We start from the raw sequence: 23,974 nt of genomic DNA, 5'->3' as shown, positions 1-23,974 counted from the left end.
GACCATGTCCCACGTCGCAGAACAAATCATCACGCTCCACCGCCCGCGCCCCCAGGTTTCACAAACCGAACAGGCGGCACAAGCAGGTGAACAGCGCTGGAGCGTGGACGCCATCGAGTCCTTGTTCAACCTGCCTTTTCCGGAACTGATGCACCGCGCGCAAACCGTGCACCGCGAAAACTTCGACCCGACGCGCGTCGAGTTCGCCACGCTGCTGTCGGTCAAAACCGGCGGCTGCGCCGAAGACTGCGGCTACTGCCCGCAGGCCGCGCGCTACGACACCGGCGTGGAAGCCAGCAAGCTGATGGAGCCCGCCGAGGTGCTGGCCGCTGCCCAGCGCGCGCAGGCCGCAGGCGCCACACGTTTTTGCATGGGCGCCGCCTGGCGCTCGCCCAAAGACCGCGACATTGAAAAAGTTGCCGAGCTGGTGCGCACCGTGAAGGCGCTGGGCCTGGAAACCTGCGCCACGCTGGGCATGCTGGAAGACGGCCATGCGCAAACGCTGCAAAGCGCGGGCCTCGATTACTACAACCACAATCTCGACAGCGCGCCGGATTTTTACGGCGACATCATCACCACGCGCGACTACCAGGACCGCCTGGACACACTGGCGCGCGTGCGCAGCGCCGGCGTCAAGGTCTGCTGCGGCGGCATTGTCGGCATGGGCGAGACGCGCCGCCAGCGCGCAGGCCTCGTGGCCGAGCTGGCCAACCTCACGCCCTACCCCGAGTCGGTGCCCATCAACAACCTGGTGAAGGTCGAAGGCACGCCGCTGGCCCACCAGGCCGACCTGGACCCGTTTGAATTTGTGCGCACGATTGCCGTGGCCCGCATCACCATGCCGACGGCGCGCGTGCGCCTGTCGGCCGGCCGCCAGCAAATGGGCGACGGCGTTCAGGCGCTGTGCTTCCTGGCCGGCGCGAATTCGATCTTTTACGGTGACAAGCTGCTGACCACCGGCAACCCCGACACCGAAGCCGACGTGAAGCTGCTCGAGCGCCTGGGCATGAGCCGGTCTGCGCCCGAAGCGCGTTAAGGCGCACGCCTTGTCTGGCCTCTCTAGACGAGGCACAAAAAAGCACACTGAAGCTGGTTAGACTCTCGCTAAATTCCGGACCCACCCATGACGACCCCTGCCGACACCACCCCTCCAGCATCCGCCACGCCTTACGGCACACTGCCGCCGTCGTCCACGCCATCCGCCCCACCTGCGCGCAAACCGGTGAGCCTGCCGCGCCTGCGCGAGATGCAGGCGCATGGCGAAAAAATCACCATGCTGACGGCCTACGACGCGACCTTTGCCGCCGTGGCCGACGCTGCGGGTGTGGAGTGCATCCTGGTGGGCGACTCGCTGGGCATGGTCTGCCAGGGCCTGACCAGCACCGTCGGCGTGACGCTGGAGACCATGCGCCACCACACCGAATGTGTGGCCAACGGCCTGCGCCGCTCACAGGCCACGGCCTGGCTGATTGGCGATTTGCCCTTCGGCAGTTACCACGAGTCCAAAGAGCAGGCGCTGCGCAGCGCCACCGTGCTGATGCAGGCCGGCGCCCACATGGTCAAGCTCGAAGGCGGCGGCTGGACGGCCGAGACCGTGCGCTTCCTGGTTGAGCGCGGCATCCCTGTTTGCGCCCACCTGGGCCTGACGCCTCAGACCGTGCATGCCCTGGGCGGCTACCGCGTGCAGGGCAAGGGTGACGAAGCCGCCGCCACGATGACGCGCCACGCGCGCGAACTGCAGGACGCCGGCGCCGCCATGCTGGTGCTGGAGATGGTGCCCGCCGCGCTGTCGGCCACGCTCACGCAGGAGCTCACACATTGCGCCACCATCGGCATTGGCGCGGGCAACGGCACCGCCGGCCAGGTGCTGGTGCTGCACGACATGCTGGGCATGAACCTGGGCAAGATGCCGAAGTTTGTGCGCAACTTCATGGAAGGCCCGGACAACAAGACCGCCAGCGTGCGCGGCGCCATGGAAGCGTACGTGCGTGCCGTGAAGGACGGCAGCTTTCCGGTCAACGCCCAGCACGCCTGGTAGAGGCTGTAGAGGCTGTAGAGGCGGCAGAGGCACCGGCCCGAGCCGGCGCATCGCCAAGCATCAGGGGCAAGTCCCGCCGCCGGTCAATCCGATCGAGCCGGTTCCGGCAGCGGCGACACTGCAGATGCCGGTCAGGATGGTATTGCCCGTCGAGCCCGCTGCGAAGCTGCCGTTGTTGATCACGATGGCCCGGCTGTTCCCGGCGCTGCTTCCGGTGGCACTCATGGTGTTGCCCGTGACCAGGATGCCGGTCGAATTCACGACATTGAGGCCCACCGCAATGCCGGTTCCTGTGCCGGTCATGGTGTTGCCGCTCACGGTGATGTTGCTGGAGCTGCTGATCAGCAGGCCCTGCGCGGTTCCACCCACCAGGTTTTCCAGCCCCGTCAGCGTATTGTTGGAGACGACCGCCCCGGTCACGCCGGTGGCGCGCACGGCAAACGGGTTGGGCGTGCCGCCCCCCGTGGACAGGTTGCTGACCGTCATTCCCGTCAACGTGCTGTTGTCGCCCATGAAGACGGCCGGGTTGTTGCCGGCCACCGCCCCGGTGATGGTCGCGCCCGGCGTCACCAGGGTCGCGGTCGCACCGCTGGGTGCGCGCACGGTGACAGACCCCGCGCCCATCAGCGTCTGCCCGGTTTGCAGCGTCGTGATGGCACTGGTGTTGAAGGTGCCCGACAGCACGACCAGGCTGTTGGGGCCGGCGGCGGCCACCGCGCCCGGCAGGGCGGCGCCCGTGGTGTTGGCGCTTGAAATCAGGCTGAAGCTTTGCCCGGCGCCGGTCAGGCTGGCCGTCTCCACCAATGGGGCGGTCGAGCCGGATACCCGGCTTTGGGTGACGATGTCCACATCGCGCATCACCGGCTCGGTCATGCGCCTTTCCTGGGCATTGAGTGCGCCGGCACGTTCACCGCTGCCGCCGCCAAAGGGGATGCGCAGGCGCAGCGACACAAAAGCCTGGCGGCCGCGCGCGTGGTCGTGCTGGAGCTCCGCGCCCAAGGCCAGCCTGGCGCCCTTCCACAGCCCTGGCACTTCGGCCGTCACAAACTCCGCACGCAGGCGGGGCCCGGACACACGGATGCCGGCGTCGCTGAAGTGATAACCCCCCAGGAAGAGCCGCAACTGGCGCTTGTCCTGGGCATCGAACAGCGGCGCGCGCCAGCCCACTTCCGCGTCATAGCCCTTGAGGGCGCGCTCTTCGCGTGTGATCAAACCCGGGGTGGTGATTTGCACGGTGTTGCCGGAGATGGCGGCCGTCGGCGCGCCGCCGCCCGTCGTGCCCAGGTCGCGCGTGCGGCTGCCGTTCGGCAGATAAAAATTGGCGCGCAAGTCCCAGTCGGGGCCCAGCGCCTCGGCACCCAGCGTGGTCTGGTTGAAAAAATTGCCGGTCTCGGTGCGGCGGCGGTCAAAGTAGCCGTAGCCGCCTATGTTCCAGCCGTTCGCCAGCATGTGGCGCACGCCCAGGCCGAAATTGCCCTCGCGGTTGCTGTTGCCGTCAAAACGGCCACGCAGGTCGCCAAAAAACAGTGTGCGGTCGGTTTGCGCGAGCGGGACAAACACATTGGCCTCACCGATGTCACGCTTGTTGCCGGGCTTGGCTTCGAAGTCGATGTAGGGGCTCCACTTCATGCCCGGGGCCGTCTGCGCGTGTGCAGCGGGGGCGGCGCCGGCCAGCACCGCCAAAAAAGTCATTGCTAGCCAACGCATGTTTGCTCCTCTTTTTTTTGCTGCATTCTGGTTATTTAGGGAAGCCGCTCCAGAAATTCCGGGCGCCAGCCCCAGAGGCGAATTTGACCATCACCATTTGCGGCCGCACAAGCGGTTTTTGCATGATTCGCCCCCGCTGCAACGGTCGCGACGCCAGGCAGTCATCGCAAACAGCCGCCTGCACGGCGCGCTGGAGACGGTAATATCAGCCGTGGCGGGCCTGTGCCCTTTTGAACTGACATCTTTTTGCCTACTCATGAAAATCGTCCACACCATCCCGGAGCTGCGCGAGGCCCTCAGCCCGTTCAAGCGCCCGTCTTTTGTGCCCACCATGGGCAACCTGCACGACGGCCACATCGCCCTCGTCAAACAGGCCAAGCCGCTGGGCGACGTGAGTGTCTCCAGCATCTTTGTGAACCGCCTGCAGTTCGCGCCGCACGAAGACTTCGACAGCTACCCGCGCACGCTGGACGCCGATGCCGAGCGGCTGAAAGAAGCCGGCTGCAACGTGCTGTTTGCCCCGCTCGAAAAACACCTCTACCCCGAGCCGCAAAGCTACAAGGTGCACCCGGCCACCGACATCAGCGACATCCTTGAAGGCCACTTCAGGCCCGGCTTTTTCATCGGTGTGAGCACAGTGGTGCTCAAGCTCTTTTCCTGCGTGTTTGCCGGCATGCCCACGGGCGTGGCGGCTTTCGGCAAGAAGGACTACCAGCAGGTGATGGTGGTGCGCCGCATGGTGCAGCAGTTTGCGCTGCCGATCGAAATCCTGGCCGGCGAAACCCAGCGCGCCGAAGACGGCCTGGCGCTGTCGTCGCGCAACGGCTACCTCAACGCCACCCAGCGCGCCGAAGCGGTGGAGCTGTCCAAAGCGATACGCGCATTGGGCGAAGCCGCCCGCGCCGGCGGCACGCCCGACCTGCCCGCCCTTGAAGCGCAGGCCATGCAGGCGCTGGCCCGCCGCGGCTGGAAGCCCGACTACCTCACCGTGCGCCGCCGCGCCGACCTGCTGGTGCCGCACGGCCCGCTGGCTGATGTGCCGCTGGTGGTGCTGGGCGCCGCCAAGCTGGGCAGCACACGGCTGATCGACAACCTGGAAATCTAGCCGCCCCCTGGGCACCACCTGTGTGTGCCGAAACCCGGGTTGCTCCTTTTTTGATAGCTGAAAGCCCAGACGGCGTCTGGGCTAGAGGCCAATTTGATCACTAATCCATGCACATCACCCCTGTAGACCCGCCATCGGCCGCCGCGCTGATCGCGCTGTCGGACGCTTACATGGCGGCGCTTTACCCGGCCGAGAGCAACCACCTCGAAAGCCTCTCGGCGCTCAGCCAGCCCAACGTGCTGTTTGTCGGCGCGCACATTGAAGGCGAGCTGGTTGCTTGCGGCGCCGTCAAAACGCTGGACAACGACGGGCGCTACGGGGAAATCAAACGTGTCTTTGTTCTTGAGCAGCACCGCGGCAAAGGGCTTTCAAAGGCCATCATGCAAACGCTGGAGGAGCACCTGCAGGCCACCGGCGTGCGGCTGGCCCGGCTGGAGACGGGCATTCACCAGCCCGAGGCGCTGGGCCTGTATGCGCGGCTGGGTTACGTGCTGCGAGAGCCTTTCGGCGCGTATGTGCACGACCCTTGAGCGTCTTCATGGAAAAAACGCTGGCATGAGCGCTGTCGCCGTCCGCCTGACCGGCCTGCACGACCTGCCGCAAGCCGCCGCGCTGTTTGACGCCTACCGGCAGTTTTACGAGCAGCCGGCCGATCCGGCGCTGGCGCTGCAATTCATCGGTGACCGCATGCGCAACCGGGAGTCGGTGATCCTGGTGGCGCAAACTGCCGGCACTGAAGGTTCGCTCGTCGGCTTCTGCCAGCTGTACCCCGGTTTCTGCTCGGTGATCGCCCAGCCGATTTACACGCTGTACGACCTGTATGTGGCGCCCGAAGCCCGCAAAAGCGGCGCCGGCCGCGCGCTGATGCTGGCGGCCCATGCGCACGCGCAGGCCACCGGCTTTGCGCGGCTGGACCTCACCACCGCCCGGACCAACCACGCGGCGCAGGCGCTTTACGAATCGCTGGGCTGGGTGCGCGACGACGTCTTCCTGGCCTACAACAAGACGGTATAGGGACCGTTTCGCCGGCGCAGCCCTTGGGGTATAAAGTTTGCAGGCGATGTGCTGTCGCCATGTTCGCAGGAGTTCCACCATGGCCATCCCCCACGCCGCCTCCGGGCAACTCATCGACGTCCAGCCGCTGGCCGGCAAGCTGTCCGAGGGCCGTACCGTCGCGCTGTTCAAAAGCGAAGAACTGGAAGTGATGCGCCTGATCGTGCCGGCCGGCAAGACCGTGCCTTCGCACCAGGTCAAAGGCGAAATCACCGTGCAATGCCTGGAAGGCGAGGTGGCCTTCACCGCCAACGGGCAGACCCAGCCCATGAAAGCCGGCCAGTTGCTGTGGCTGGCGGGCGGCGTGCCGCACGGGCTGACGGCGGTGCAGGACGCTTCGCTGCTGGTGACGCTGCATTTGCGCAAGTAGCCGGCTGCCGTCGTGCCGCCGGCCAGCCCCATCATGATTTTTTAGGGCTCCAGCCCAGGCGCCGCCTGGGCATACAGCTATCAATTCAATAGCAAAAGAAGAAGCGGAAAGAAGCGGAGGCAGAAAGCGGCGAACAAGCGCTCAGGCCAGTTCGGCCGTCGGCTCACGGCCCATCAGCGCCGCCACCGCTTCGGCGGGCTTGAGTTTGCCGTCCAGCAAGGCGACCACGGCCTGCGCAATCGGCATCTCGATGCCCAGCCCTGCGGCGCGCTGCACCACGGTGCGGGCGCAGTACACGCCCTCGGCCACGTGGCCCAGCGAATCAACGGCTTGCGCCAGCGTTTTGCCCTCGGCCAGCAGCAGCCCCACCTTGCGGTTGCGGCTCAGGTCGCCGGTGGCGGTCAGCACCAGGTCGCCCAGGCCGGACAAACCCGTGAAGGTTTCGGCGCGGGCGCCCAGCGCCACGCCCAGGCGCGTCATTTCGGCCAGGCCGCGCGTGATGAGCGCAGCGCGCGCATTCAGGCCCAGTTGCAGGCCGTCGCACAGCCCGGTGGCAATCGCCAGCACGTTCTTCACGGCGCCGCCCACTTCCACGCCGATCACGTCGTCGTTGGCATAGACGCGCAGCGTGGCGCTGTGAAACGCAGCGACCAGCGCGTCGCGCACCTCGGCGTGCTCGCTGGCGGCTACCAGCGCCGTCGGCTGGCCGCGGGCGACTTCCAGCGCAAAGCTGGGCCCGCTGAGCACGCCCGCTCTTAAATTGATAGCAGCCTGCGCACGTATTTCATGGACCATCAGCCCAAACGATGCAGAAGAATCGGTAGACGGAGCTGTATCCAGGGGCGCTTCGAACCCCTTGCTCAGCCAGGCCACCGGCACGCTGGCGTGCTCCAGGCTTTGCAGCATGATGCGGGCCGCAGACACCGGCGTGGCCAGGATGATGAGGTCTTGCCCGGCCACGGCCTGCGCCAGCGGCACGTCGCCGCCTTGCAGCCGCAGGCCTTCAGGCAGCGCCACACCGGGCAGGTAGCGGTGGTTGGTGCGGCTGGCCCGCAGGTTTTTGACCAGGGCAGCGTCGCGCGCCCAGAGTGTGACCTGGTGGCGGACCGCGCTGCTGACGGCGATGGCCGTACCCCAGGCGCCCGCACCGATGACCAGTATTTTCATGAAGGGATCACGAAGGAATCACAAAAAAAAGCCGGGCTGTAGACCCGGCGGTTCATCAAACGATGATCTGCGGTGCGGCAGGCTCGGCGGCTGCGGCGGCCTGGGCCTGCTGCTGCTCGTACATGGCCTGGAAGTTGATTTCCGCCATGTGCACGGGCGGGAAACCGCCGCGCTGGATCACGTCGGCCACGTTGCCGCGCAGGTAGGGGTACACGATCTGCGGGCAGGCGATGCCCAGGATCGCACCCATCTGGTCGGCGGGAATGTTGCGGATTTCAAAAATGCCGGCCTGCTTGGCTTCGACCAGGAAGACGGTCTTGTCGGCAATCTTGGTCTGCACCGTGGCCGTCACAGCCACCTCAAACAGGCCGTCCGCCACGGGGGTGGCGTCCACACCCAGCTGGATGTCCACGGCAGGCTGCTCGGGGTTCAGCAGGATTTCAGGCGAATTGGGCTGCTCGAGCGAGACGTCCTTGAGGTAGACGCGCTGGATCTGGAATACGGGGTCAAGATTGGCTTCAGCCATGGTGCTCTTTCGGGTCGGGGAAGGTTGGATACGGGTTTGGATGCACCGGCGGGCGGGCAACCAACGAATTATAGGGAGCCGTGTATGTGGCCCCCACGGTCGCTCACTTTGTGTAGCTCCCTGCCCCCCCGAGGGGGCCGCCCGCCTGCGGTCTGGCAAAGCCAGTCCCGCGGCTCATGCTGGCGAAGAGATATGGCCCCGCAGCCAGCTCAAGCGGCGGGGTTCAGAAGGGGCATCAGGCCGCCGCGGCCGTCCAGGGCCATCAGGTCGTCGCAGCCGCCGACGTGGGTTTCGCCGATGAAGATTTGCGGCACGGTGCGCCGGCCGGTGATTTCCATCATCTTCTGGCGCTCGCCGGGTTCCATGTCGACGCGGATTTCATCGAGTTCGGTGACGCCGCGCTGCTTGAGCAACTGTTTGGCCTGGATGCAGTAAGGGCAGGTGCCGGTGGTGTAGATCTTGACGGTTTGCATGGGGTTCTCCGGGGGGGGCCGGCCCGGCATAAAGCCCGGCGCGGAAGGCAGGTGACGCGAGAACCAGCAGCTTTCATGCCCGCCGGGCCCGGCCAGTGCCGAATCAGTGGCAAAGGCCGGATCAGGCCTTCTCAAGAGGCAGGTTAGCCTCTTTCCAGGCTTTAAGCCCGCCGCCCAGTGATTGGGCCTGCTCGTAGCCGAGCTTTTTGGCCACGGCGACGGCGCGGCCGGCGCGCGCACCCGTGGCGCACACCAAAATCAGCGGCAAAGCCTTGTTTTTGACGGTGGCGGGGAGTTTGCCTTCCAGCTCGCTGAAAGGCACGTTTTTGGCGCCCGTCACGTGGCCGGCGGCAAATTCGTCAGCCTCGCTGACATCCACCACCACGGCTTTTTCGCGGTTGATCAGCTGCACGGCGCCGCTGGCCGTGAGCGCGCCGGCGTTCATGGCGCCCGAAACCATGGGCCAAATCAGCATGCCGCCCGAGGCGATCGCTATCGAAATCAGCATCCAGTTGTCGATCAGAAATTTCACGGTATACCCTTTGTGTGTCTTGGAGCGCTTTTTCAGCGAACCCATGATTTTAGAATGGCGGGAGAAAACGCCCCGCCGGCGCCCCTCCCTATTCCCCTTTTTTCTCCCTTTTTCCTCCTTTTTTTCCACTCTCCTCCTTCCCCATCATGTACAAACTCGTGCTTATCCGCCACGGCGAATCGACCTGGAACCTTGAAAACCGCTTCACCGGCTGGACGGATGTCGACCTGACGGAAACCGGCGTCACCCAGGCCAAAAATGCCGGGAAACTGCTCAAAGCCGAGGGGTATGACTTTGATGTGGCCTACACCAGCGTGCTCAAGCGCGCGACCCGTACGCTCTGGCACACGCTGGACGAAATGGACCGCACCTGGCTGCCCGTGGTGCACAGCTGGCGCCTCAACGAGCGGCATTACGGCGCCCTGCAAGGGCTGAACAAGGCCGAAACGGCCAAAAAATTCGGCGACGAGCAGGTGCTGGTCTGGCGCCGCAGCTACGACACCCCGCCCCCGCCGCTGGACGCCAACGACGCGCGCAGCGAACGCGGCGACCCGCGATATGCCAAATTGCAGCCCGGCGAGGTGCCGCTGACCGAGTGCCTCAAAGACACCGTGGACCGCGTCCTGCCCTTCTGGAACGAGTCGATGGCGCCCGCCATCAAGGCCGGCAAGCGCATCGTGGTGGCAGCCCACGGCAACTCCATCCGGGCCCTGGTGAAGTACCTGGACAACATCTCGGACCAGGACATCGTCGGCCTGAATATCCCCAACGGCATTCCGCTGGTCTATGAACTGGACGCGGACCTCAAACCGCTGCGCCATTACTACCTGGGCGACAGCGAAGCCGCGGCCAAGGCGGCTGCCGCCGTCGGCGCACAGGGCAAGGCTTGAGCGATCCCCTGCTTTTTCTGTAAAGGTGCTGTAAAAACAGCAGCTTTTGGCGCATTTGCGGCACAAGCGGCGCCGATTGGCGGAACTGTGGCACTTGGCCTTTCTCCAAGGTGTATATTGCTTCACATAGGGGGAGCAAGGGTTCCCCAACAGGTTAACGAAGGTATTTTCTATGGGTCAGAAGCTCAAGATAGCAGGCTGGATTTCAATCGGTGCCGTGGCGGGAGCCCTCACCACTGTGCAGCTGCAAGCCGTGGCCCGCGCCGGTCTTGCGCCGCTGCCGCTGGAAGAGCTGCAGCAGCTCGCCGCCGTTTTCGGCATGGTTAAAACCGACTATGTCGAACCGGTGGACGAGAAAAAGCTCATCACCGACGCCATTTCCGGCATGGTGGCCAGCCTGGATCCGCACTCGGTCTACTTCGACAAGAAGTCCTACAAGGAATTCCGCGAAGGCACGAGCGGCCGTTTTGTCGGCGTCGGCATCGAAATCACCCAGGAAGACGGCCTGGTCAAGGTCGTCTCGCCGATCGAAGGCTCCCCGGCCGACCGCGCCGGCCTCAAGCCCAACGACCTGATCACCCGCATTGACGACACCCCCGTCAAGGGCCTCACGCTCAACGAAGCCGTCAAGAGAATGCGCGGCGAGCCCAAGGCCAAGGTGACGCTCACCATCTTCCGCAAGGACGAGAACCGCACTTTCCCCGTCACGATCACGCGCGAAGAAATCCGCACGCAGTCGGTGCGCAGCAAGGTGGTCGAGCCCGGTTATGCCTGGGTCCGCCTGAGCCAGTTCCAGGAACGCACCGTCGAGGACTTCGTCACCAAGCTTGAGCAGATTTACAAGCAGGAGCCGAACCTCAAGGGCTTGGTGCTGGACCTGCGCAATGACCCGGGCGGCCTGCTGGATGCGGCTGTCGCGGTGTCGGCTGTCTTCTTGCCTGAAAACGTCACCGTGGTGTCGACCAACGGCCAGCTGGCTGAAAGCAAGTTCACCTACAAGGCTGCGCCCGAGTTCTACCTGCGCCGCAACGGCGCCGACCCGCTCAAGCGCCTGCCGGCAGCGGTGAAGAACGTTCCCCTGGTCGTGCTGGTCAACGAAGGCTCGGCCTCGGCCAGCGAGATCGTGGCGGGCGCGCTGCAGGATTACAAGCGCGCCACCATCATGGGCAACCAGACCTTCGGCAAGGGCTCGGTGCAGACCGTGCGGCCGCTGGGCCCGGACACCGGCCTGAAGCTCACCACAGCGCGTTACTTCACGCCCAGCGGAAAATCCATCCAGGCGCGCGGCATTGTGCCCGACGTGATGGTGGACGAAACCGCCGAGGGCAGCCCTTTTGCCGCCCTGCGCACCCGTGAAGCCGATCTTGAGAAACACCTCAACAGCGGCCAGGGCGCCGAAGTCAAGGACGCCGGCCGTGAAAAGGCCCGCGAGGAAGCCTTGAAGCGGCTGGAAGAAGAAGCCAAGAAGACGCCTGAACAACGCCGTCCGCCTGAGCTGGGCAGCGACAAGGACTTTCAGTTGGCCCAGGCGATCAACAAGCTCAAGGGCCGGCCCGTGCTGGTCAGCAAGACCGCCGTGGTTGAGCCCAAAAACGAGAAAAAAGAAAACTAGGCCGCGATAGCGCCCAAGCCCCCGGGGCGCCCGCCTTGCGCGGCCGCCCCGCTTTTCCTTCATGAACGACGACCAGCTGCTTCGCTATTCCCGGCACATCCTGCTCGACGAGGTCGGCATTGAAGGCCAGGAAAAACTCCTCAACGCGCATGTGCTGATCGTCGGTGCGGGTGGGCTCGGCTCACCTGTCGCGCTCTACCTTGGCAGCGCCGGCGTCGGCCACATCACCCTCGTCGACCACGATCGGGTGGATGCGACCAACCTCCAGCGGCAAATCGCCCACAACCTGGCCCGCGTCAATGAATACAAGGCCGACTCGGCGCGGCAGGCTATCGCAGCGATCAATCCTGACGTTAAGGTAACCGCCGTGACAGAACGCGCCGAAAACGCCCTGCTGGACCGCTTGGTCCAAGGCGCCGACCTGGTGCTCGACTGCACCGACAACTTTGCCACCCGCCACGCGATCAATCGCGCCTGCGTGAAGCATTGCAAACCGCTGGTCTCGGGCGCCGCCATCCGTTTTGACGGCCAGGTGTCGGTCTACGACGCATCTAGAGAAGAGTCACCGTGCTATGCATGCGTATTTCCGGAGTCGGACCTGCTGGAAGAAACGCAGTGCGCCACCATGGGTGTGTTTGCGCCCCTGGTCGGCATCATCGGAAGCACACAGGCGGCGGAGGCCCTCAAGCTGATCTGCGGCGTGGAACCATCCCTGGCCGGCCGGCTGCTGATGCTCGAAGCCAAAAGCATGGAGTGGAGCGAGATGAGGCTGACGCGGAACACGGCATGCGCCGTCTGCGGCAGCGGCCACGCCGGACATCCACACGCGGGCTGACCCGCGCCGCAAGCTCTAGCGCGTGGCCGATGCAGGGATGCGAGAAGCCACACCCGACACACCGGCCGATGTCGCCTTGGCCAGAATGGCCGAACAATTTTCATCCTGACCCGGCCCGGTTTCGATCGTGGCGGCAAGTGCGAGCAAGGGGTTCAGGATTCCCAACGCTATCGCCACACCGGCCCGGCCGGCCAGGGCTCCCTTGTCGGGGCCGGCGCTCGGGGAGGCAAAAGTACCGCTAATCCTCAGCGGCGACCTGAAGCTCAGGATGCTTTGATCCTTGGGCGCCGGATCCAGGATCAGGTCCAGTGTTTCGTTGGCCAGGCTGATGGTTCCGCGCCCATTGATCACGGTGTCGGCGGTGTCGAGCACGATGGTCTTGCTTGTCATCAACCCCTGGTTCACACCAAAAGCGGCAGCAGCGCAGCGCAAACGCACGTTGCGGTCGCCCCGCACCAGGAATTTGATGACCTCGCCGCCATCCAGGCCCATGAATTCGAGAAGGATGTTGCTCATCTCTCCCTTGCCCATCAAGACAGCCATGTCGCCGGAGGCGGACCCCAGCATTTGCGCCACGGAATTTCCCCGGCCTTTCAGGTCAAACTGCCCGCTGATTTTGCCAAGGCTGCTCTTGCTGGTTTCCACCGCCGGGAACAGCTTGTTGAGTTGCACGGCGCGCACATCCAGCCGCGTGGTGAAGGCCGCCGGCATCACATTGGCATCAACACGGATGCTGCCCGCTACCGTGCCGCCCGCAATCCCCAGCGAAATCGGCTCGAGCTGCATCACACCGGCATTGATCTTGACGTGAACGCTACCCTTGTCCAGCGGCAGAACTTCCACATGGCGAATGTCAGCCGCCGAATAGACAACATCGGCATTCATGGCCTTGAGCCGCGTGACATCCAGTGTTGCGACCGGCAGCACCTTGCGCGTGGACGGTGCCGCCTTGACCTTCTTCACCGGTGCGGCTTGGCTGCCGCCCGTTGAAGCTGCCGAGCCACTTGTCTGCGTGGGCCCCGCCGGAGGCGGCAGGCCGATCACCGGCGCGAGATCGGCGAAATCGAGCAGGCGGGATTGCACCTTGCCCGACAAAAGAGGTATGGCGGCCGACTGGTCGTAGCTCAGTGCACCGCTGAGGTCGGAACTGCCCAGCGTTCCCTGTATCTGGCTGGCGGCCCACACCTTGCCGTGCCTGGCCAGCTTGCCGCGCAGCTTGTAGGGCGGCGTCGACGGCAGCACAACGCCCAGCAATTTGTAAAGCTCTTCCAGGTTGCGGCCCTGCAAATCGAAGGTTGCATCGATGCCGGCAAGGTCGGCCAAATTCGCAATCGTTCCTTTGGCTTTCAGGCTCGTTCTTCCGGCAACGGCACTCACTTCTATCGGAAAAGGCGCTTCGAGATCCTTGCTCAACTGCAATACGCCGCCGGTGCGCCCGCTGGCGCTGAAGGGTTCGTTCTTCCATTTACCGTTCGCCTTGTAGCTCAAGGGCAACTCGCCCTTGGCTTCCTGTGCAAGGGAAAACTGCACATTGATGTTCGCGCCCTGGGCGGCGGCTTCGTAGTCAAGCGTGCCCCGGTCGATCAGCAGGGCATCGATTCGCGGAACGGCTCCCTCATCCGAGGTGTCGCGCGACAACGCCCAGGTACGCCTGCCGTCGGGCTCTATCTGCAAGCCGATCTCCGGCTCAGTCAGTGCAATACGGGGAATCTCAACGCGCCCTGCCAGAAGAGGAAAGAGCTTGATATCAAATTCGGCGGCGGTCGCCTTGACAAGATATGGCTTGCGCGCCCACTCGGGATTGGCAAGCTCGATTCCATCGGCCCGGACCGTTACGGTTCGCCCCAGGTCTACCGACAGATGGCGCGTGATTTCAAACCGCCGACCAAGCTGGTCGGATACATAACGGTTGATGGGCCCGCGCATGGCGTCCCACGGGAAAAAGGCGATTACCAACACCAATACAACAAGCAAGGCCGCCACACCGGCAAGAATTCTCTTGAGAAGGACTGGCCGGGAGGAGGAGTTGGTCATGGGTTGGCGTTCTGATGGTTCAAGCCCGCTCTGAGGGACTTGCTCTCCAATCGCCGGCGTGGGCCAAGACCGCTTCACGGCCGCGCACATGCTCTGAATTGCAGAGCCTTGAATATCCACCGAACAAACCATTCAGGGCAGTCGGCAGGCACCATGACATGCTGTGAGCATGTGCCTACAACGCCATATCCGTGCATTTGTATGCATACCTGGCTCACACCGTAGGAGTCCTCCTACAAGTGCCGCCCGTTGCCGCTGGCAGAATAAGCCCAACGGAAAGATACATTAAGTGACAAGAGACATTTGAGCTTTTGGGACTTTCGTAATACTTCGAAAGCCAAGCGGCCTCCTACCTGGACCTGAGCAGTGAGACTGAAAACGTACATCGTAGAAGACAATCCCACCATTCGTGAAAACCTGATCGGGACGCTTGAGGAACTGGCACGCATTGATGCCGTAGGAACCGCCGAAACCGAAAACGAAGGCAAGGCCTGGCTGACGGAAAACCGCGACAACTGGGATCTGGCGATTGTTGACCTGTTTTTAAAGCAGGGAAGCGGCCTGGGTGTGCTGGCCGCCTGCAGGGACCGCCCCGCGCGGCAGAAGGTGGTGGTGCTGAGCAATTACGCGACGGCGGACATCAGGCAACGCTGCGCCCAGCTGGGCGTTGATGCCGTGTTCGATAAATCCAATGAGATTGACGCCCTGGTGGATTACTGCATCCAGCAGAGCGGCACTTCCGTTTGAAATCAGTCGATCAGCTTGTTCTTGAGCGCGTAGTAGGTCAAATCGCTGTTGGACGAAAGACTCATTTTTTCCATCACGCGCGTGCGGTAGGTGCTCACGGTTTTCACGCTCAGCGAAAGCGCCTTGGCAATGTCGCCTGCGGTTTCGCCCTTGGCCAGTTTGAGGAACACCTGGAACTCCCGCTCGGACAGCTGCTCATGCGACGCCACATCGTTGGGCCGGTTCAATTGCTGCGCCAGCAGTTCGGCGACGGCCGGCGTGATGTAACGTTTGCCCAGCGAGATCACGCGGATCGCGTCGACGATTTCGGAGGGGTCGCATTCCTTGTTGAGGTAGCCGCTGGCGCCCTGGCGAATCAGGTTGACCGCGTAGTGCTCTTCGGGGTACCCGCTCAGGATGAGGATTCCGACGTCGGGCGCTTTCGCCCGGATCATGGCCAGCGCATCAATGCCGCTCTGGCCGGGCATGGACAAGTCCATCACCAGGATGTCCAGCTCGACATTGCGAACCAGGTCTATGGCCTCGCGGCCGCTGCCTGCCTCGCCGACCACGCGCAAGTCGACCTGGTCGGAGAAAAATTGCTTGAGCCCCGAACGCACAATGGCATGGTCGTCCACAATTCCAATTTTGATCATGTCGCTGTCTTTCTATAAAGCCTGCATAAACACAAGCGGGCAATGCCGCGAAAAGAGATACCCCGACGGGTATCTGCTTTAATTTTCAGCATCCATTATTGACGAATTCTTCATCGAAGTACCAAACGGAGTTTGCCGTGAAACGATTTGCGATCCCCAAAATGGCCATCAGCCTGCCCCTGGCAGTGCTGGCCGCGGCAATCCTTATCTTCATCAACGAGGCAAGTTTTCGCAAGTCTACCGATGCGGCGGCCGCCATTGAAGAGGCCCAGCTGACCCGCGGCGCCATCAACAAACTGCTGCAGCATGTGCTGGACGCCGAGACCGGGCAGCGCGGCTACCTGCTGACGGGCGACACAAGGTACCTGGAGCCTTACAGCACCGCCCTGGCCGATATCGACCAGAACCTCGACACCCTGCGCCAGCTGTTCACGCCTTACCCGGAGCAGCTCACGGAGTTCGGCCAGATGTCCCGGCATGTCTCGCGCAAGCTGGCCGAAATGGACCTCAGCGTGCGCATGCGCAAGGAAGGCAACGAGGACGCCTGGAAGTTCGTGCTGACCACGGACGTCGGGAAAGAGCACATGGACGCCATCCGCGAGCAGGCGGCCAAGCTCTCGGCCAGCAGCATCGACAAAATGGCGCAGGGGCAGGTCCAGATCAAGAGCACGCTGCAGCTGTCCCGCATCGGCGTTGCCACCATGGCGCTGGCCGGCTTGCTGGCGTTCTATATGTACCTGCTGCAAACCAAGGCGCTGCTTGCCTCCGGCCGGCGCGAGCAGGAGTCGCTGCAGCGAGAGCGCGATTTTCTCGAGACACAGGTCCGCGAGCGGACCGCCAACCTGGCCGAGCTGGCCACCCACTTGCAGAATGTGCGCGAAGACGAACGCGGCCACCTGGCGCGCGAGCTGCATGACGAACTGGGCGCCCTTTTAACCGCCGCCAAACTGGACGTCGCGCGTCTGAAGTCGCGCCTGGCGGGCAACCTGCCGGAAGCCGCCGAGCGGCTGGCGCACCTGACCAACACGCTCAACAGCGGGATCGCCCTGAAGCGCCGCATTGTCGAGGACTTGCGGCCGTCCTCGCTGTCGCACCTGGGCCTGGTGGCGTCGCTTGAAATCCTGGCGCACGAGTTCGAGGAGCGCTCGGGCATCGCCATCACCACCGACCTGGAACAGGTCGAGCTCGGCGGCTCCGCGCAACTGACGGTCTACCGGCTCGTGCAGGAGTCTCTGACCAACATGGGCAAGTACGCGGAAGCCAAGCAGGCCGAGATCAGCCTGCACAACTTCGACAGCTACATCGCTGTCGAGGTCAAGGACAACGGCCGGGGCTTCAAGGTGGAAAACGTCGGACCGGGCAGCCATGGCCTGGCCGGCATGCGGCATCGGGTCGAAGCCGCCGGCGGCCGCCTGACCGTGGCCAGCACCGAGGGCAGCGGCACACGGATTTCCGCGGTGCTGCCCAAGACGATCTGACGCTCTGACACGGCGCCGGCCGCGCACATCCGTGGGGATGCAATGCCTTCACGGCGCTGTACCACACCGGCGCCCGCGCACGCCCTCGCGTAACAAACTGTCGGCCCCCTCCTACAGGGCCCCGCCGCTGGAGCTGACAGTGGCACACGCTGGCAGCCGATGAGGGGAATCGCGGCTCTTGCTTAACCTAGGCTACAGGCGTTTCGAAAGAGAAAGCGCCATCACCCAGTCACAGCAAGGAGCCCGAGATGTTGCACTATTCCGTCGTTTTCCTGGTCATCGCATTGATCGCAGCCGTGTTCGGCTTCGGCGGTATTGCAGCGGGCGCCGTCGAGATCGCCAAGATCCTCTTCTTCATCTTCGCCATCATGGCCATCGTGAGTTTTGTCGTCAGCCTGATCAGGAAGGGATGACGGCGCTGCGCTTTCATTCAATCCTGCATAACAGCGCGGCCCTTTTCCCCGGCCGCGCTTTTTTCACCGGTTAACGGCCACGCCCCCTTTTTCGAATCGCCCATTTCATCCACTTCTCTTCAAGGATTCAACATGAACACCCAAACCGCCGCCCAAACTGCTCGCCAGGCTTCCGACCAGGTGCTCAACACCGCCGAGAAGGCCGTTGACACCACACGCAGCTATGCCAACGATGCGCTCGACAAAGCCGAGAGCAAGGTTCGCGATTTGCGCGGCAGCGTCGACCCCGTGGTCGACATGCTGGCCTCCAAAGCCCAGCGCCTGGCCCGCCAGAGCCTGGACATCGCATCGGAAGCCAAAGACCGTGCACAGCAGTCGCTGTCAAACGCGGCCGGCGCCACCACACGTTATGTCTCGGAGCAACCACTGCGCTCCGTGCTGATCGCCGCAGCCGTCGGCGCAGGCATTGCACTGCTCGTGTCCTCGGCACGCCATCGCAACCAGAACCGCTACTGATCTACGGCCCCCTGATTTCCTGACCAAGCCCTCCAATGCTTCACCCCCTCTTCTCAACCATCGTGCAACGGCCGGACCTGGTCGTGGATCACCTGTCGGCCTATGCGGCACTGTTCCACGACGAGGCCTCCAACGCGGGCGCCGAATTGCTGGCGCGCGCCGTGGCCTGGATTGTTGCGGTGCTGGCGGCGGTGGTATTTCTGGGCCTGGCCGGAACGGCCGTGATGCTGGGCGCATTGCAAAACCAGTTCCACTGGGCGCTGGTGGGTGTTCCGGGCGTTGCGCTGGTGATTTTGATCGTGGCGGTGCTGAAGGCGCGAAAGCCTTTCGTGAATGAACGCTTTCCCGAACTCAAGGCGCAAATCGACAGCGACGCCCGCGCCCTGCGCATGGCCGCCTGACGGCTTGCCGATGCAAACACCTGATCACCAAGACGCACCATGACCTCCCTCACCGCCCCCACCCCGCAAGAACGCCTGGCCAGCAGCCGCAAGGCGATCGTGCGGCACATGAGCCGTGATGCCCATGACGAGCACGATGAAGAAGCCGGCGCCGGGCAAGACGGCGAAAACGGCTCGGGCCATTTCGAAGGCGGCACCTGGGGCATCCTCAAGCACGCACTGGGCGCCTGGTGGCATCACCATCCCGTGAGCGTGGCGTTCGGGCTGGCCAAACCGACGCTGCAGCACTACGCTGAAGAAAAACCGCTGCAGTTGCTGGGCATCGCTGCCGCAGCCGGCGCCGCGACGGTGCTGATCCGCCCGTGGCGGCTGGTATCCGTCGGCAGCTTGCTGCTGGCGGCCTTCAAGTCGTCGGAAATTTCCGGCGCCTTGCTGTCGATGCTGTCCAGTGCATCCCCTCATTCCGAACAGGCCCAGAAGTCCAAATGAGGTCCATATGAGCGCTCTGGCCGTTCCGAACAATGATTACCGCAAGTCGACTGGCGTGGTGCCGCCTATCGACAGGCTTTTTTAACCTTGCACCAAACCATTAAATCAACTCTAGAGGAAAACAATATGAAATACGCTCGCGCAATCGCTTTCGCAGCCCTGGCAGGCATCACCATCATCGGCAGCGGCTGCGCTGTCGGGCGTGGTCAGTCCACCGCCGGTGAATATGTCGATGACGCCGCCATCACCACCGCTGTGAAGGCCAAGTTCGTTGAAGACAAGACCGTCGGGGCAATGGCCATCAAGGTCGAAACCCTGAACGGCACGGTTCAACTGTCCGGCTTTGCCAAGTCCAGCGCTGAAAAAGCGCAGGCTGAAAACATCGCCCGCAACACGAAGAACGTCAAGGCCGTGCGCAACGACATCATCGTTCGCCCGTAAACGGTTTTTACCGTCCGGCCATCCGCAAGGGTGGCTGCAAAAGGCAGGCATGGATTCATTCCATGGCCTGCCTTTTGTCGTTTGCAGTTTGTCGTTTTTCTTGTGTCGTTTGTCCGCCTGGTTTATGAAGGCCATGCACACAAGAAGAAACGCCCCCGATTCATGGAACCGGGGGCGTTTGGGTGGGGCCGCAGAAAGCGGCGCGGCGGTTAGCTGGCGGCTTTCACGACCAGCTTGTTGTCCACGGAACTGACGCCTTTGACAGCTTTTGCCAGCGTGGCGGCTTTGTCGCGGGCTGCCTCTGTCGGGGCCGAGCCATTGAGCGTCACAGCGCCGTTTCGGGTGTCGACATTGATCTTGAGCGCGCTCAGGTCGGGGTCTTTGGCAAGGCCCGCGGTGACGGTGGTGGTGATGGTCAGGTCGTCAATTTTTTCACCGGCTTTGGCGGCCATGTCCTTGCCGGAGGATTCGGCGCCTTGGGTCGCGTTTTTCATCGCGGCGCCGGCGCTGGCCATTTCGCTTTCGGCTTTGGCCTTGGCCTGGGCGGCGGCGGCTTCCGTCTTGGCAATGGCGGAGTCGAGTTGCTGGCCGGCTGTTTTGCCGTCATCCTGCTTGCCGCAGGCAGACAGGGCCAGCGCAAGGGCGACGGCACTGGCGATGGCCAGGGGCCGCAGGGCGCCGCGGGCCGACGAAGAATACAAGGGGGTGTGGATCATGATGGCTCCTTTGAGAGTGAGTGTGCAAATGCCCGGGACGCTGGGCGACACGCGGGGGGCGACGTTAAATTCGCGCACATTCACTCTAGCCAGCAAGGCCGTTGACGCCCATCGGCGCCGGCTGAAACGCCCGTAGGACAAGCGACAGCGCTTATTTGCCCGCAGGATGGCAAGAGCCGTGCTGCCGGCGAAACTGCGCCGGGTACACCGGCGGCGTGCCATGCGCGGGCGAAAACAGGCCCAAACCCGCGGACCTGGCGCGCCGCTGCTGCGACGCATAGGGGCCGGGGCTGGAACGGAAACGGTAAGACCAGGCCAGGCCGCGCGCGACCATCCATTTGCCGGTGTCTTCCCCCTGAAACTCAAGCCTTGCCAGCAGGCGGCCGTAGTCGTCATGGCGTTTGCCGTAGACCTGTACGCGCTTGCCCAGCACCTGCCGCATGAGTGCATCGCGCGAAGCGGTGCCAAAGGCCTGGCAGATTTCCGGCGCATCAATGCCCTCCAGGCGGATGGCGACCGGCTTGCCGCCGCCAGGCGGCCTGACACGAACCGTGTCGCCGTCGACCACATAGGTGACCACGCCGGACCAGGCCGCTTTGGCGCGCGGGGCTGCGAAGGCGGAAAAAGGGGCGGCGGCCAGCAGAAGCAAGGCCAGGAAACAGGCCTTCAGCGGGCAGTATTTGCTACCAAATTGATAGCTATCAGCCAATACAGTGATTGGGCTGGAGGCATAAAACATGCTGAACTTTATGGGTGAAGACCCACGGGGATAGGGCGGATCATGGAGCAGAGAAGGCCTCTCAATGTACTGTATGTACAGACAGCTTTCCGGCAAATTCAGGCGGTAACGATCCAGCCTTCAAGGGCGTCCATCTCCGGCGGCAGGCCATAGCGGGGCGCGCCCTGTTGCGCCGCCCAGGCCGCCTGCAGGAGGCACAGCACGGCATCCAGGCTGTCGCCGCTGGCGTCGTCGGCGAGCAGGTCGCGCTGCGCATGACTGACTTTGAGACGCAGGCCCAGCCGCGTTTGCCCGTTCTCCAGCGCGGTGATCAGGTCCTTGCGGGCGATCAGCCGCTCAGGCGTCTGTTTGGCCTTGTCGTCGCTTTTGTATGAACGGCTGCCGAGCACTTCGCGCGCCAACAGGCCAGGGTAACCCTCGAGTGCCACGCGTTGGGTGTCGCCGTCATGCAGGCCGGGCAGGTGCACACCGGCCGCGAGCAAACGCGGCACACCGGCGTGCAGCATGTAGGCAACCGGCGGGTTGACCCATTTCATCGAGGGGCTGGAGCCGGCAGGGCCGTCGGCGGCGCGATGGGCGAACTTGCCACCCACGGGCCGCGCGTCGCAAAAGGCGGAAAAGGTGGCGCGGATGTCTTCGCGGCTCAAGGCCGCATAGTGGCGCATGCAGGCTTCCCACTGCAGCGGCCAGCCCAGATGCGCCACCAGTTCACGCGGCAGGCCAAACGGAAAATCAAACGCGCCCAGCCAGGACTGGGGCTGCTGCAGCCAGTTCCCAAATGCCGCCAGCGATTCCAGTCGCTCTATTTTTGATAGCACACAGCGCCCGTGGAGCATGGCCCCCAGGGCTAAAACAATGGTTTTTTTCCGGGTCGGGCTGCTGGAGAAATCGCAGCCGAGGAGCAGCAAGGGCACCGTCATCGCCGCCTCAACCCAGCGCCAGCGCCATCACGCCCGCCGCAATGCAGGCGGCGCCGGCCAGGCGCAAGGCACGGTCGCCCTCGCCCAGCAGGTGGCCGCCCAGCAGCGCGGCAAACAACATGGACACCTCGCGCGCAGGCGCCACATGCGACAGCGGCGCCGTCTGCATGGCGTACAGCACCAGCACATAGGACACGGGGCTGACGACGCCGACAAACACCGCGTACTTCCATTGCCGCTTCCACACCACCCTGGTTTCAGCCGGGTCGCGCAGCAGGGCGGGCGCCAGCACCACCATGCGCAGCAGGCTGCCCATGTAATCCACCAGGATCGGCGACATCAGCAGGATCTTGACCGCATAGCCATCGACGACGGTGTAGCCGGCGATAAAGGCGCCGCTCAACAAGCCGTAGACCATGCCCTTGCGCACCCGCTGGCGCTGCGCCGGGTCGTGCGAGGCGCGCCACAGGCCCGGCCCGCCGGCGACCAGAAACACGCCGCCCACGACGCCCGCGATACCGGCCACACCGAGCGCGGAAATCTGCTCGCCCAGCAGCACGATGGCGGCCAGCGACGACAGCAGCGGCCCTGAGCCCCGCGCCAGCGGATAGACCACGGTGAGGTCCGCCTTGCGGTAGCCGCGCAGCAGGACGATGTAATAGACGGTGTGCAGCAAGGCGCTGGCACACAGCAGCAGCCATTCAGGCCAACCCCAGCGCGGGAGCTCGGCAATGCCGAACCAGATGCCCAGCGGCGCCCACGCCACCAGCAGCACCAGTCCGGTAAAAGCGGCAAAGCGGGAATCACCGCCGGCCTTCTTGGCGGCGATGTTCCAGCTGGCGTGAATCAGTCCGGCGAGGAGTACGAGGGCCAGGGCGCCTGGAGACACGCGTCAGGCCTGGCGGTACGCAGGCCTCAAACGCGGCCGCAGATAGAGGCGGTGGCCATCAGGTCTTCGAGCAGCGCGAACGAGACCTTGCCGGAGACCGAGTACGGGTCGAGCTCGGCTTTTTCGGAGTACTTGAGCAAAATCGAATGGTTGAGCTTGGACAGGTTGACCTGGCCCATGGTCCAGCCGCCGAAGCGCCGCTCGGAGATTTCCTCGAAGTGCAGCAGCACCACGTCTTTGTGGCGGGCGTCATGCTGGATGTGGCCGAAGAGTTCGCTGACCGCCATGCGGCCGCCTTCAATCGCCTGCAGGAAGATGCCGCCGCCGTAGCAGAGGATGCCGGTGATGCCGGAAGAAGGGTTGTGCTGGCGCGACTGCGACAGGATGCCTTCGATGGCCTCCGGGCTGGTGTCGACCGCGCGGCTTGCATAGAGTAAACGGACGAGCATGGTTAGCCTTTTTGGGGAATCAGTGCGAGGAATTCACGGCGCAATGTCGAATCTTTCAGGAACACACCGCGCATCACAGAGTTGATCATCTTGCTGTCCATGTCCTTCACGCCGCGCCAGGCCATGCAGTAGTGGCTGGCTTCCATCACGATGGCCAGGCCGTCGGGCTGGGTTTTTTCCATGATGAGGTCGGCCAGTTGCACCACGGCTTCTTCCTGGATCTGCGGGCGGCCCATGACCCATTCGGCCAGGCGTGCGTATTTGGACAGGCCGATCACGTTGGTGTGCTCGTTGGGCAGCACGCCGATCCAGATCTTGCCGATGACCGGGCAGAAATGGTGGGAGCAGGCGCTGCGCACGGTGATGGGGCCGACGATCATCAGCTCGTTCAGGTGCTCGGCGTTCGGGAACTCGGTGATGGTGGGCGGCGCCACATAGCGGCCCTTGAAGACCTCGTTGAGGTACATCTTGGCCACGCGGCGCGCGGTGTTGTGGGTGTTGTGGTCGCCTTCGGTGTCGATCACCAGGCTGTCGAGCACGCCTTGCATCTTGCCGGTCACTTCGTCGAGCAGCTTTTCCAGCTCGCCCGGCTCAATGAACCTGGCAATGTTGTCGTTGGCGTTGAAGCGTTTGCGTGCCTGGGCCAGGCGTTCGCGGATCTTGACGGAGACGGGTGTCCCCTCGTCGGTCGCGTCCTGCAGGGGCGTGTCTGATTTCATAAGCATGCCAGATATTACCAGCCTGCCCCCAAATCGTCTTGTCCGTAGTTTGACAAGGTTTTTAGCCTCCAGCCCATATT

General features: G+C 63.7%; 29 protein-coding genes. 16 read left to right on the top strand and 13 right to left on the bottom strand.

Annotated features, from left to right (window positions below):
• Positions 1-4: 4 nt before the first annotated feature.
• Together bioB and panB are read left to right on the top strand one after the other, a co-directional pair.
• Positions 5-1,036, top strand: coding sequence for a biotin synthase BioB (gene bioB, locus DT070_RS10835; RefSeq protein WP_122955404.1), 1,032 nt, complete (start codon positions 5-7; stop codon positions 1,034-1,036).
• Between the two features lie 87 nt (positions 1,037-1,123).
• Complete coding sequence (gene panB, locus DT070_RS10830; protein WP_122955403.1) at positions 1,124-2,038, top strand: 3-methyl-2-oxobutanoate hydroxymethyltransferase; 915 nt, start codon at positions 1,124-1,126, stop codon at positions 2,036-2,038.
• A gap of 60 nt (positions 2,039-2,098) precedes the next feature.
• Here the strand turns inward: panB and DT070_RS10825 are convergent, their stop codons facing one another.
• Positions 2,099-3,745 carry an inverse autotransporter beta domain-containing protein gene (locus tag DT070_RS10825; protein WP_122955402.1) on the bottom strand — a complete coding sequence of 549 codons (1,647 nt, stop codon included), beginning with the start codon at positions 3,743-3,745 and terminating at the stop codon, positions 2,099-2,101.
• A gap of 256 nt (positions 3,746-4,001) precedes the next feature.
• Here DT070_RS10825 and panC point away from each other — a divergent pair, with 256 nt between their 5' ends.
• The 4 genes from panC to DT070_RS10805 all read left to right on the top strand — a co-directional run bounded on the left by panC (position 4,002) and on the right by DT070_RS10805 (position 6,273).
• The gene (gene panC, locus DT070_RS10820) at positions 4,002-4,850 is read left to right on the top strand and encodes a pantoate--beta-alanine ligase (protein ID WP_122957355.1); all 849 of its coding nucleotides are present in this window, start codon (positions 4,002-4,004) and stop codon (positions 4,848-4,850) included.
• 107 nt (positions 4,851-4,957) lie between these two features.
• Complete coding sequence (locus DT070_RS10815) at positions 4,958-5,380, top strand: GNAT family N-acetyltransferase (protein WP_228778522.1); 423 nt, start codon at positions 4,958-4,960, stop codon at positions 5,378-5,380.
• 25 nt (positions 5,381-5,405) lie between these two features.
• The gene (locus DT070_RS10810; RefSeq protein WP_122955401.1) at positions 5,406-5,864 is read left to right on the top strand and encodes a GNAT family N-acetyltransferase; all 459 of its coding nucleotides are present in this window, start codon (positions 5,406-5,408) and stop codon (positions 5,862-5,864) included.
• Between the two features lie 79 nt (positions 5,865-5,943).
• The gene (locus DT070_RS10805; protein WP_092129515.1) at positions 5,944-6,273 is read left to right on the top strand and encodes a cupin domain-containing protein; all 330 of its coding nucleotides are present in this window, start codon (positions 5,944-5,946) and stop codon (positions 6,271-6,273) included.
• A 141-nt stretch (positions 6,274-6,414) separates the two neighbouring features.
• Here the strand turns inward: DT070_RS10805 and DT070_RS10800 are convergent, their stop codons facing one another.
• From DT070_RS10800 to DT070_RS10785, 4 genes are all read right to left on the bottom strand, one after another.
• Entirely contained in the window at positions 6,415-7,440 is a 1,026-nt protein-coding gene (locus tag DT070_RS10800) for an NAD(P)H-dependent glycerol-3-phosphate dehydrogenase (RefSeq protein ID WP_122955400.1), read from the bottom strand.
• Positions 7,441-7,495: 55 nt separating this feature from the next.
• Positions 7,496-7,966, bottom strand: a complete 471-nt coding sequence (gene secB / locus DT070_RS10795; protein ID WP_122955399.1) for a protein-export chaperone SecB — start codon at positions 7,964-7,966, stop codon at positions 7,496-7,498.
• A gap of 209 nt (positions 7,967-8,175) precedes the next feature.
• Complete coding sequence (gene grxC, locus DT070_RS10790; RefSeq protein ID WP_122955398.1) at positions 8,176-8,439, bottom strand: glutaredoxin 3; 264 nt, start codon at positions 8,437-8,439, stop codon at positions 8,176-8,178.
• A gap of 121 nt (positions 8,440-8,560) precedes the next feature.
• Positions 8,561-8,971, bottom strand: coding sequence for a rhodanese-like domain-containing protein (locus tag DT070_RS10785; RefSeq protein WP_122957354.1), 411 nt, complete (start codon positions 8,969-8,971; stop codon positions 8,561-8,563).
• Between the two features lie 146 nt (positions 8,972-9,117).
• Between DT070_RS10785 and gpmA the strand changes: the two genes are divergently transcribed.
• The 3 genes from gpmA (at position 9,118) to DT070_RS10770 (ending at position 12,308) form a co-directional block, all read left to right on the top strand.
• On the top strand, positions 9,118-9,861 hold the full coding sequence (gene gpmA / locus DT070_RS10780; RefSeq protein WP_122955397.1) for a 2,3-diphosphoglycerate-dependent phosphoglycerate mutase: 744 nt from the start codon (positions 9,118-9,120) through the stop codon (positions 9,859-9,861).
• 172 nt (positions 9,862-10,033) lie between these two features.
• Complete coding sequence (locus tag DT070_RS10775) at positions 10,034-11,473, top strand: S41 family peptidase (RefSeq protein WP_122955396.1); 1,440 nt, start codon at positions 10,034-10,036, stop codon at positions 11,471-11,473.
• Between the two features lie 61 nt (positions 11,474-11,534).
• Complete coding sequence (locus tag DT070_RS10770; RefSeq protein ID WP_122955395.1) at positions 11,535-12,308, top strand: HesA/MoeB/ThiF family protein; 774 nt, start codon at positions 11,535-11,537, stop codon at positions 12,306-12,308.
• Between the two features lie 15 nt (positions 12,309-12,323).
• On the opposite strand, the gene DT070_RS10765 is transcribed toward DT070_RS10770, so the two are convergent.
• Positions 12,324-14,462, bottom strand: a complete 2,139-nt coding sequence (locus tag DT070_RS10765) for an AsmA family protein (RefSeq protein WP_228778523.1) — start codon at positions 14,460-14,462, stop codon at positions 12,324-12,326.
• 246 nt (positions 14,463-14,708) lie between these two features.
• Between DT070_RS10765 and DT070_RS10760 the strand changes: the two genes are divergently transcribed.
• Positions 14,709-15,089, top strand: coding sequence for a response regulator (locus tag DT070_RS10760; RefSeq protein WP_122955393.1), 381 nt, complete (start codon positions 14,709-14,711; stop codon positions 15,087-15,089).
• Positions 15,090-15,091: 2 nt separating this feature from the next.
• Here DT070_RS10760 and DT070_RS10755 read toward each other — a convergent pair whose 3' ends face one another.
• Positions 15,092-15,724 carry a response regulator transcription factor gene (locus tag DT070_RS10755; RefSeq protein ID WP_007867910.1) on the bottom strand — a complete coding sequence of 211 codons (633 nt, stop codon included), beginning with the start codon at positions 15,722-15,724 and terminating at the stop codon, positions 15,092-15,094.
• 137 nt (positions 15,725-15,861) lie between these two features.
• Between DT070_RS10755 and DT070_RS10750 the strand changes: the two genes are divergently transcribed.
• The 6 genes from DT070_RS10750 (at position 15,862) to DT070_RS10725 (ending at position 19,462) form a co-directional block, all read left to right on the top strand.
• Positions 15,862-17,202 carry a CHASE3 domain-containing protein gene (locus DT070_RS10750; protein ID WP_228778524.1) on the top strand — a complete coding sequence of 447 codons (1,341 nt, stop codon included), beginning with the start codon at positions 15,862-15,864 and terminating at the stop codon, positions 17,200-17,202.
• A 248-nt stretch (positions 17,203-17,450) separates the two neighbouring features.
• Entirely contained in the window at positions 17,451-17,615 is a 165-nt protein-coding gene (locus DT070_RS10745) for a DUF1328 domain-containing protein (protein WP_092129048.1), read from the top strand.
• Between the two features lie 132 nt (positions 17,616-17,747).
• Complete coding sequence (locus DT070_RS10740; RefSeq protein WP_122955391.1) at positions 17,748-18,131, top strand: hypothetical protein; 384 nt, start codon at positions 17,748-17,750, stop codon at positions 18,129-18,131.
• A 35-nt stretch (positions 18,132-18,166) separates the two neighbouring features.
• The gene (locus DT070_RS10735; protein ID WP_122955390.1) at positions 18,167-18,532 is read left to right on the top strand and encodes a hypothetical protein; all 366 of its coding nucleotides are present in this window, start codon (positions 18,167-18,169) and stop codon (positions 18,530-18,532) included.
• Positions 18,533-18,571: 39 nt separating this feature from the next.
• A complete protein-coding gene (locus DT070_RS10730; RefSeq protein ID WP_122955389.1) occupies positions 18,572-19,021 on the top strand; it encodes a hypothetical protein in 450 nt (149 codons plus the stop codon).
• 126 nt (positions 19,022-19,147) lie between these two features.
• Positions 19,148-19,462: a BON domain-containing protein gene (locus DT070_RS10725; protein WP_122955388.1), complete on the top strand. Its 315-nt coding sequence runs from the start codon at positions 19,148-19,150 to the stop codon at positions 19,460-19,462.
• A 209-nt stretch (positions 19,463-19,671) separates the two neighbouring features.
• On the opposite strand, the gene DT070_RS10720 is transcribed toward DT070_RS10725, so the two are convergent.
• The 6 genes from DT070_RS10720 to folE all read right to left on the bottom strand — a co-directional run bounded on the left by DT070_RS10720 (position 19,672) and on the right by folE (position 23,900).
• Complete coding sequence (locus DT070_RS10720) at positions 19,672-20,178, bottom strand: BON domain-containing protein (protein WP_122955387.1); 507 nt, start codon at positions 20,176-20,178, stop codon at positions 19,672-19,674.
• Between the two features lie 151 nt (positions 20,179-20,329).
• Positions 20,330-20,827, bottom strand: coding sequence for a thermonuclease family protein (locus DT070_RS10715; protein WP_240642545.1), 498 nt, complete (start codon positions 20,825-20,827; stop codon positions 20,330-20,332).
• A gap of 188 nt (positions 20,828-21,015) precedes the next feature.
• Positions 21,016-21,837 carry a DUF429 domain-containing protein gene (locus DT070_RS10710; protein WP_122955385.1) on the bottom strand — a complete coding sequence of 274 codons (822 nt, stop codon included), beginning with the start codon at positions 21,835-21,837 and terminating at the stop codon, positions 21,016-21,018.
• Positions 21,838-21,844: 7 nt separating this feature from the next.
• Entirely contained in the window at positions 21,845-22,726 is an 882-nt protein-coding gene (locus DT070_RS10705; RefSeq protein WP_122955384.1) for an EamA family transporter, read from the bottom strand.
• 26 nt (positions 22,727-22,752) lie between these two features.
• A complete protein-coding gene (locus DT070_RS10700) occupies positions 22,753-23,175 on the bottom strand; it encodes a BLUF domain-containing protein (RefSeq protein WP_092129065.1) in 423 nt (140 codons plus the stop codon).
• 2 nt (positions 23,176-23,177) lie between these two features.
• Entirely contained in the window at positions 23,178-23,900 is a 723-nt protein-coding gene (gene folE / locus DT070_RS10695; RefSeq protein WP_122955383.1) for a GTP cyclohydrolase I, read from the bottom strand.
• Between the last annotated feature and the right edge of the window lie 74 nt (positions 23,901-23,974).

The organism is Polaromonas sp. SP1, assembly GCF_003711205.1.
In the GTDB taxonomy this organism is placed as follows: Bacteria; Pseudomonadota; Gammaproteobacteria; order Burkholderiales; family Burkholderiaceae_C; genus Polaromonas.
Note: the sequence above shows the minus strand (reverse complement) of the source record. Positions and strands in the feature narration are given on the sequence as shown.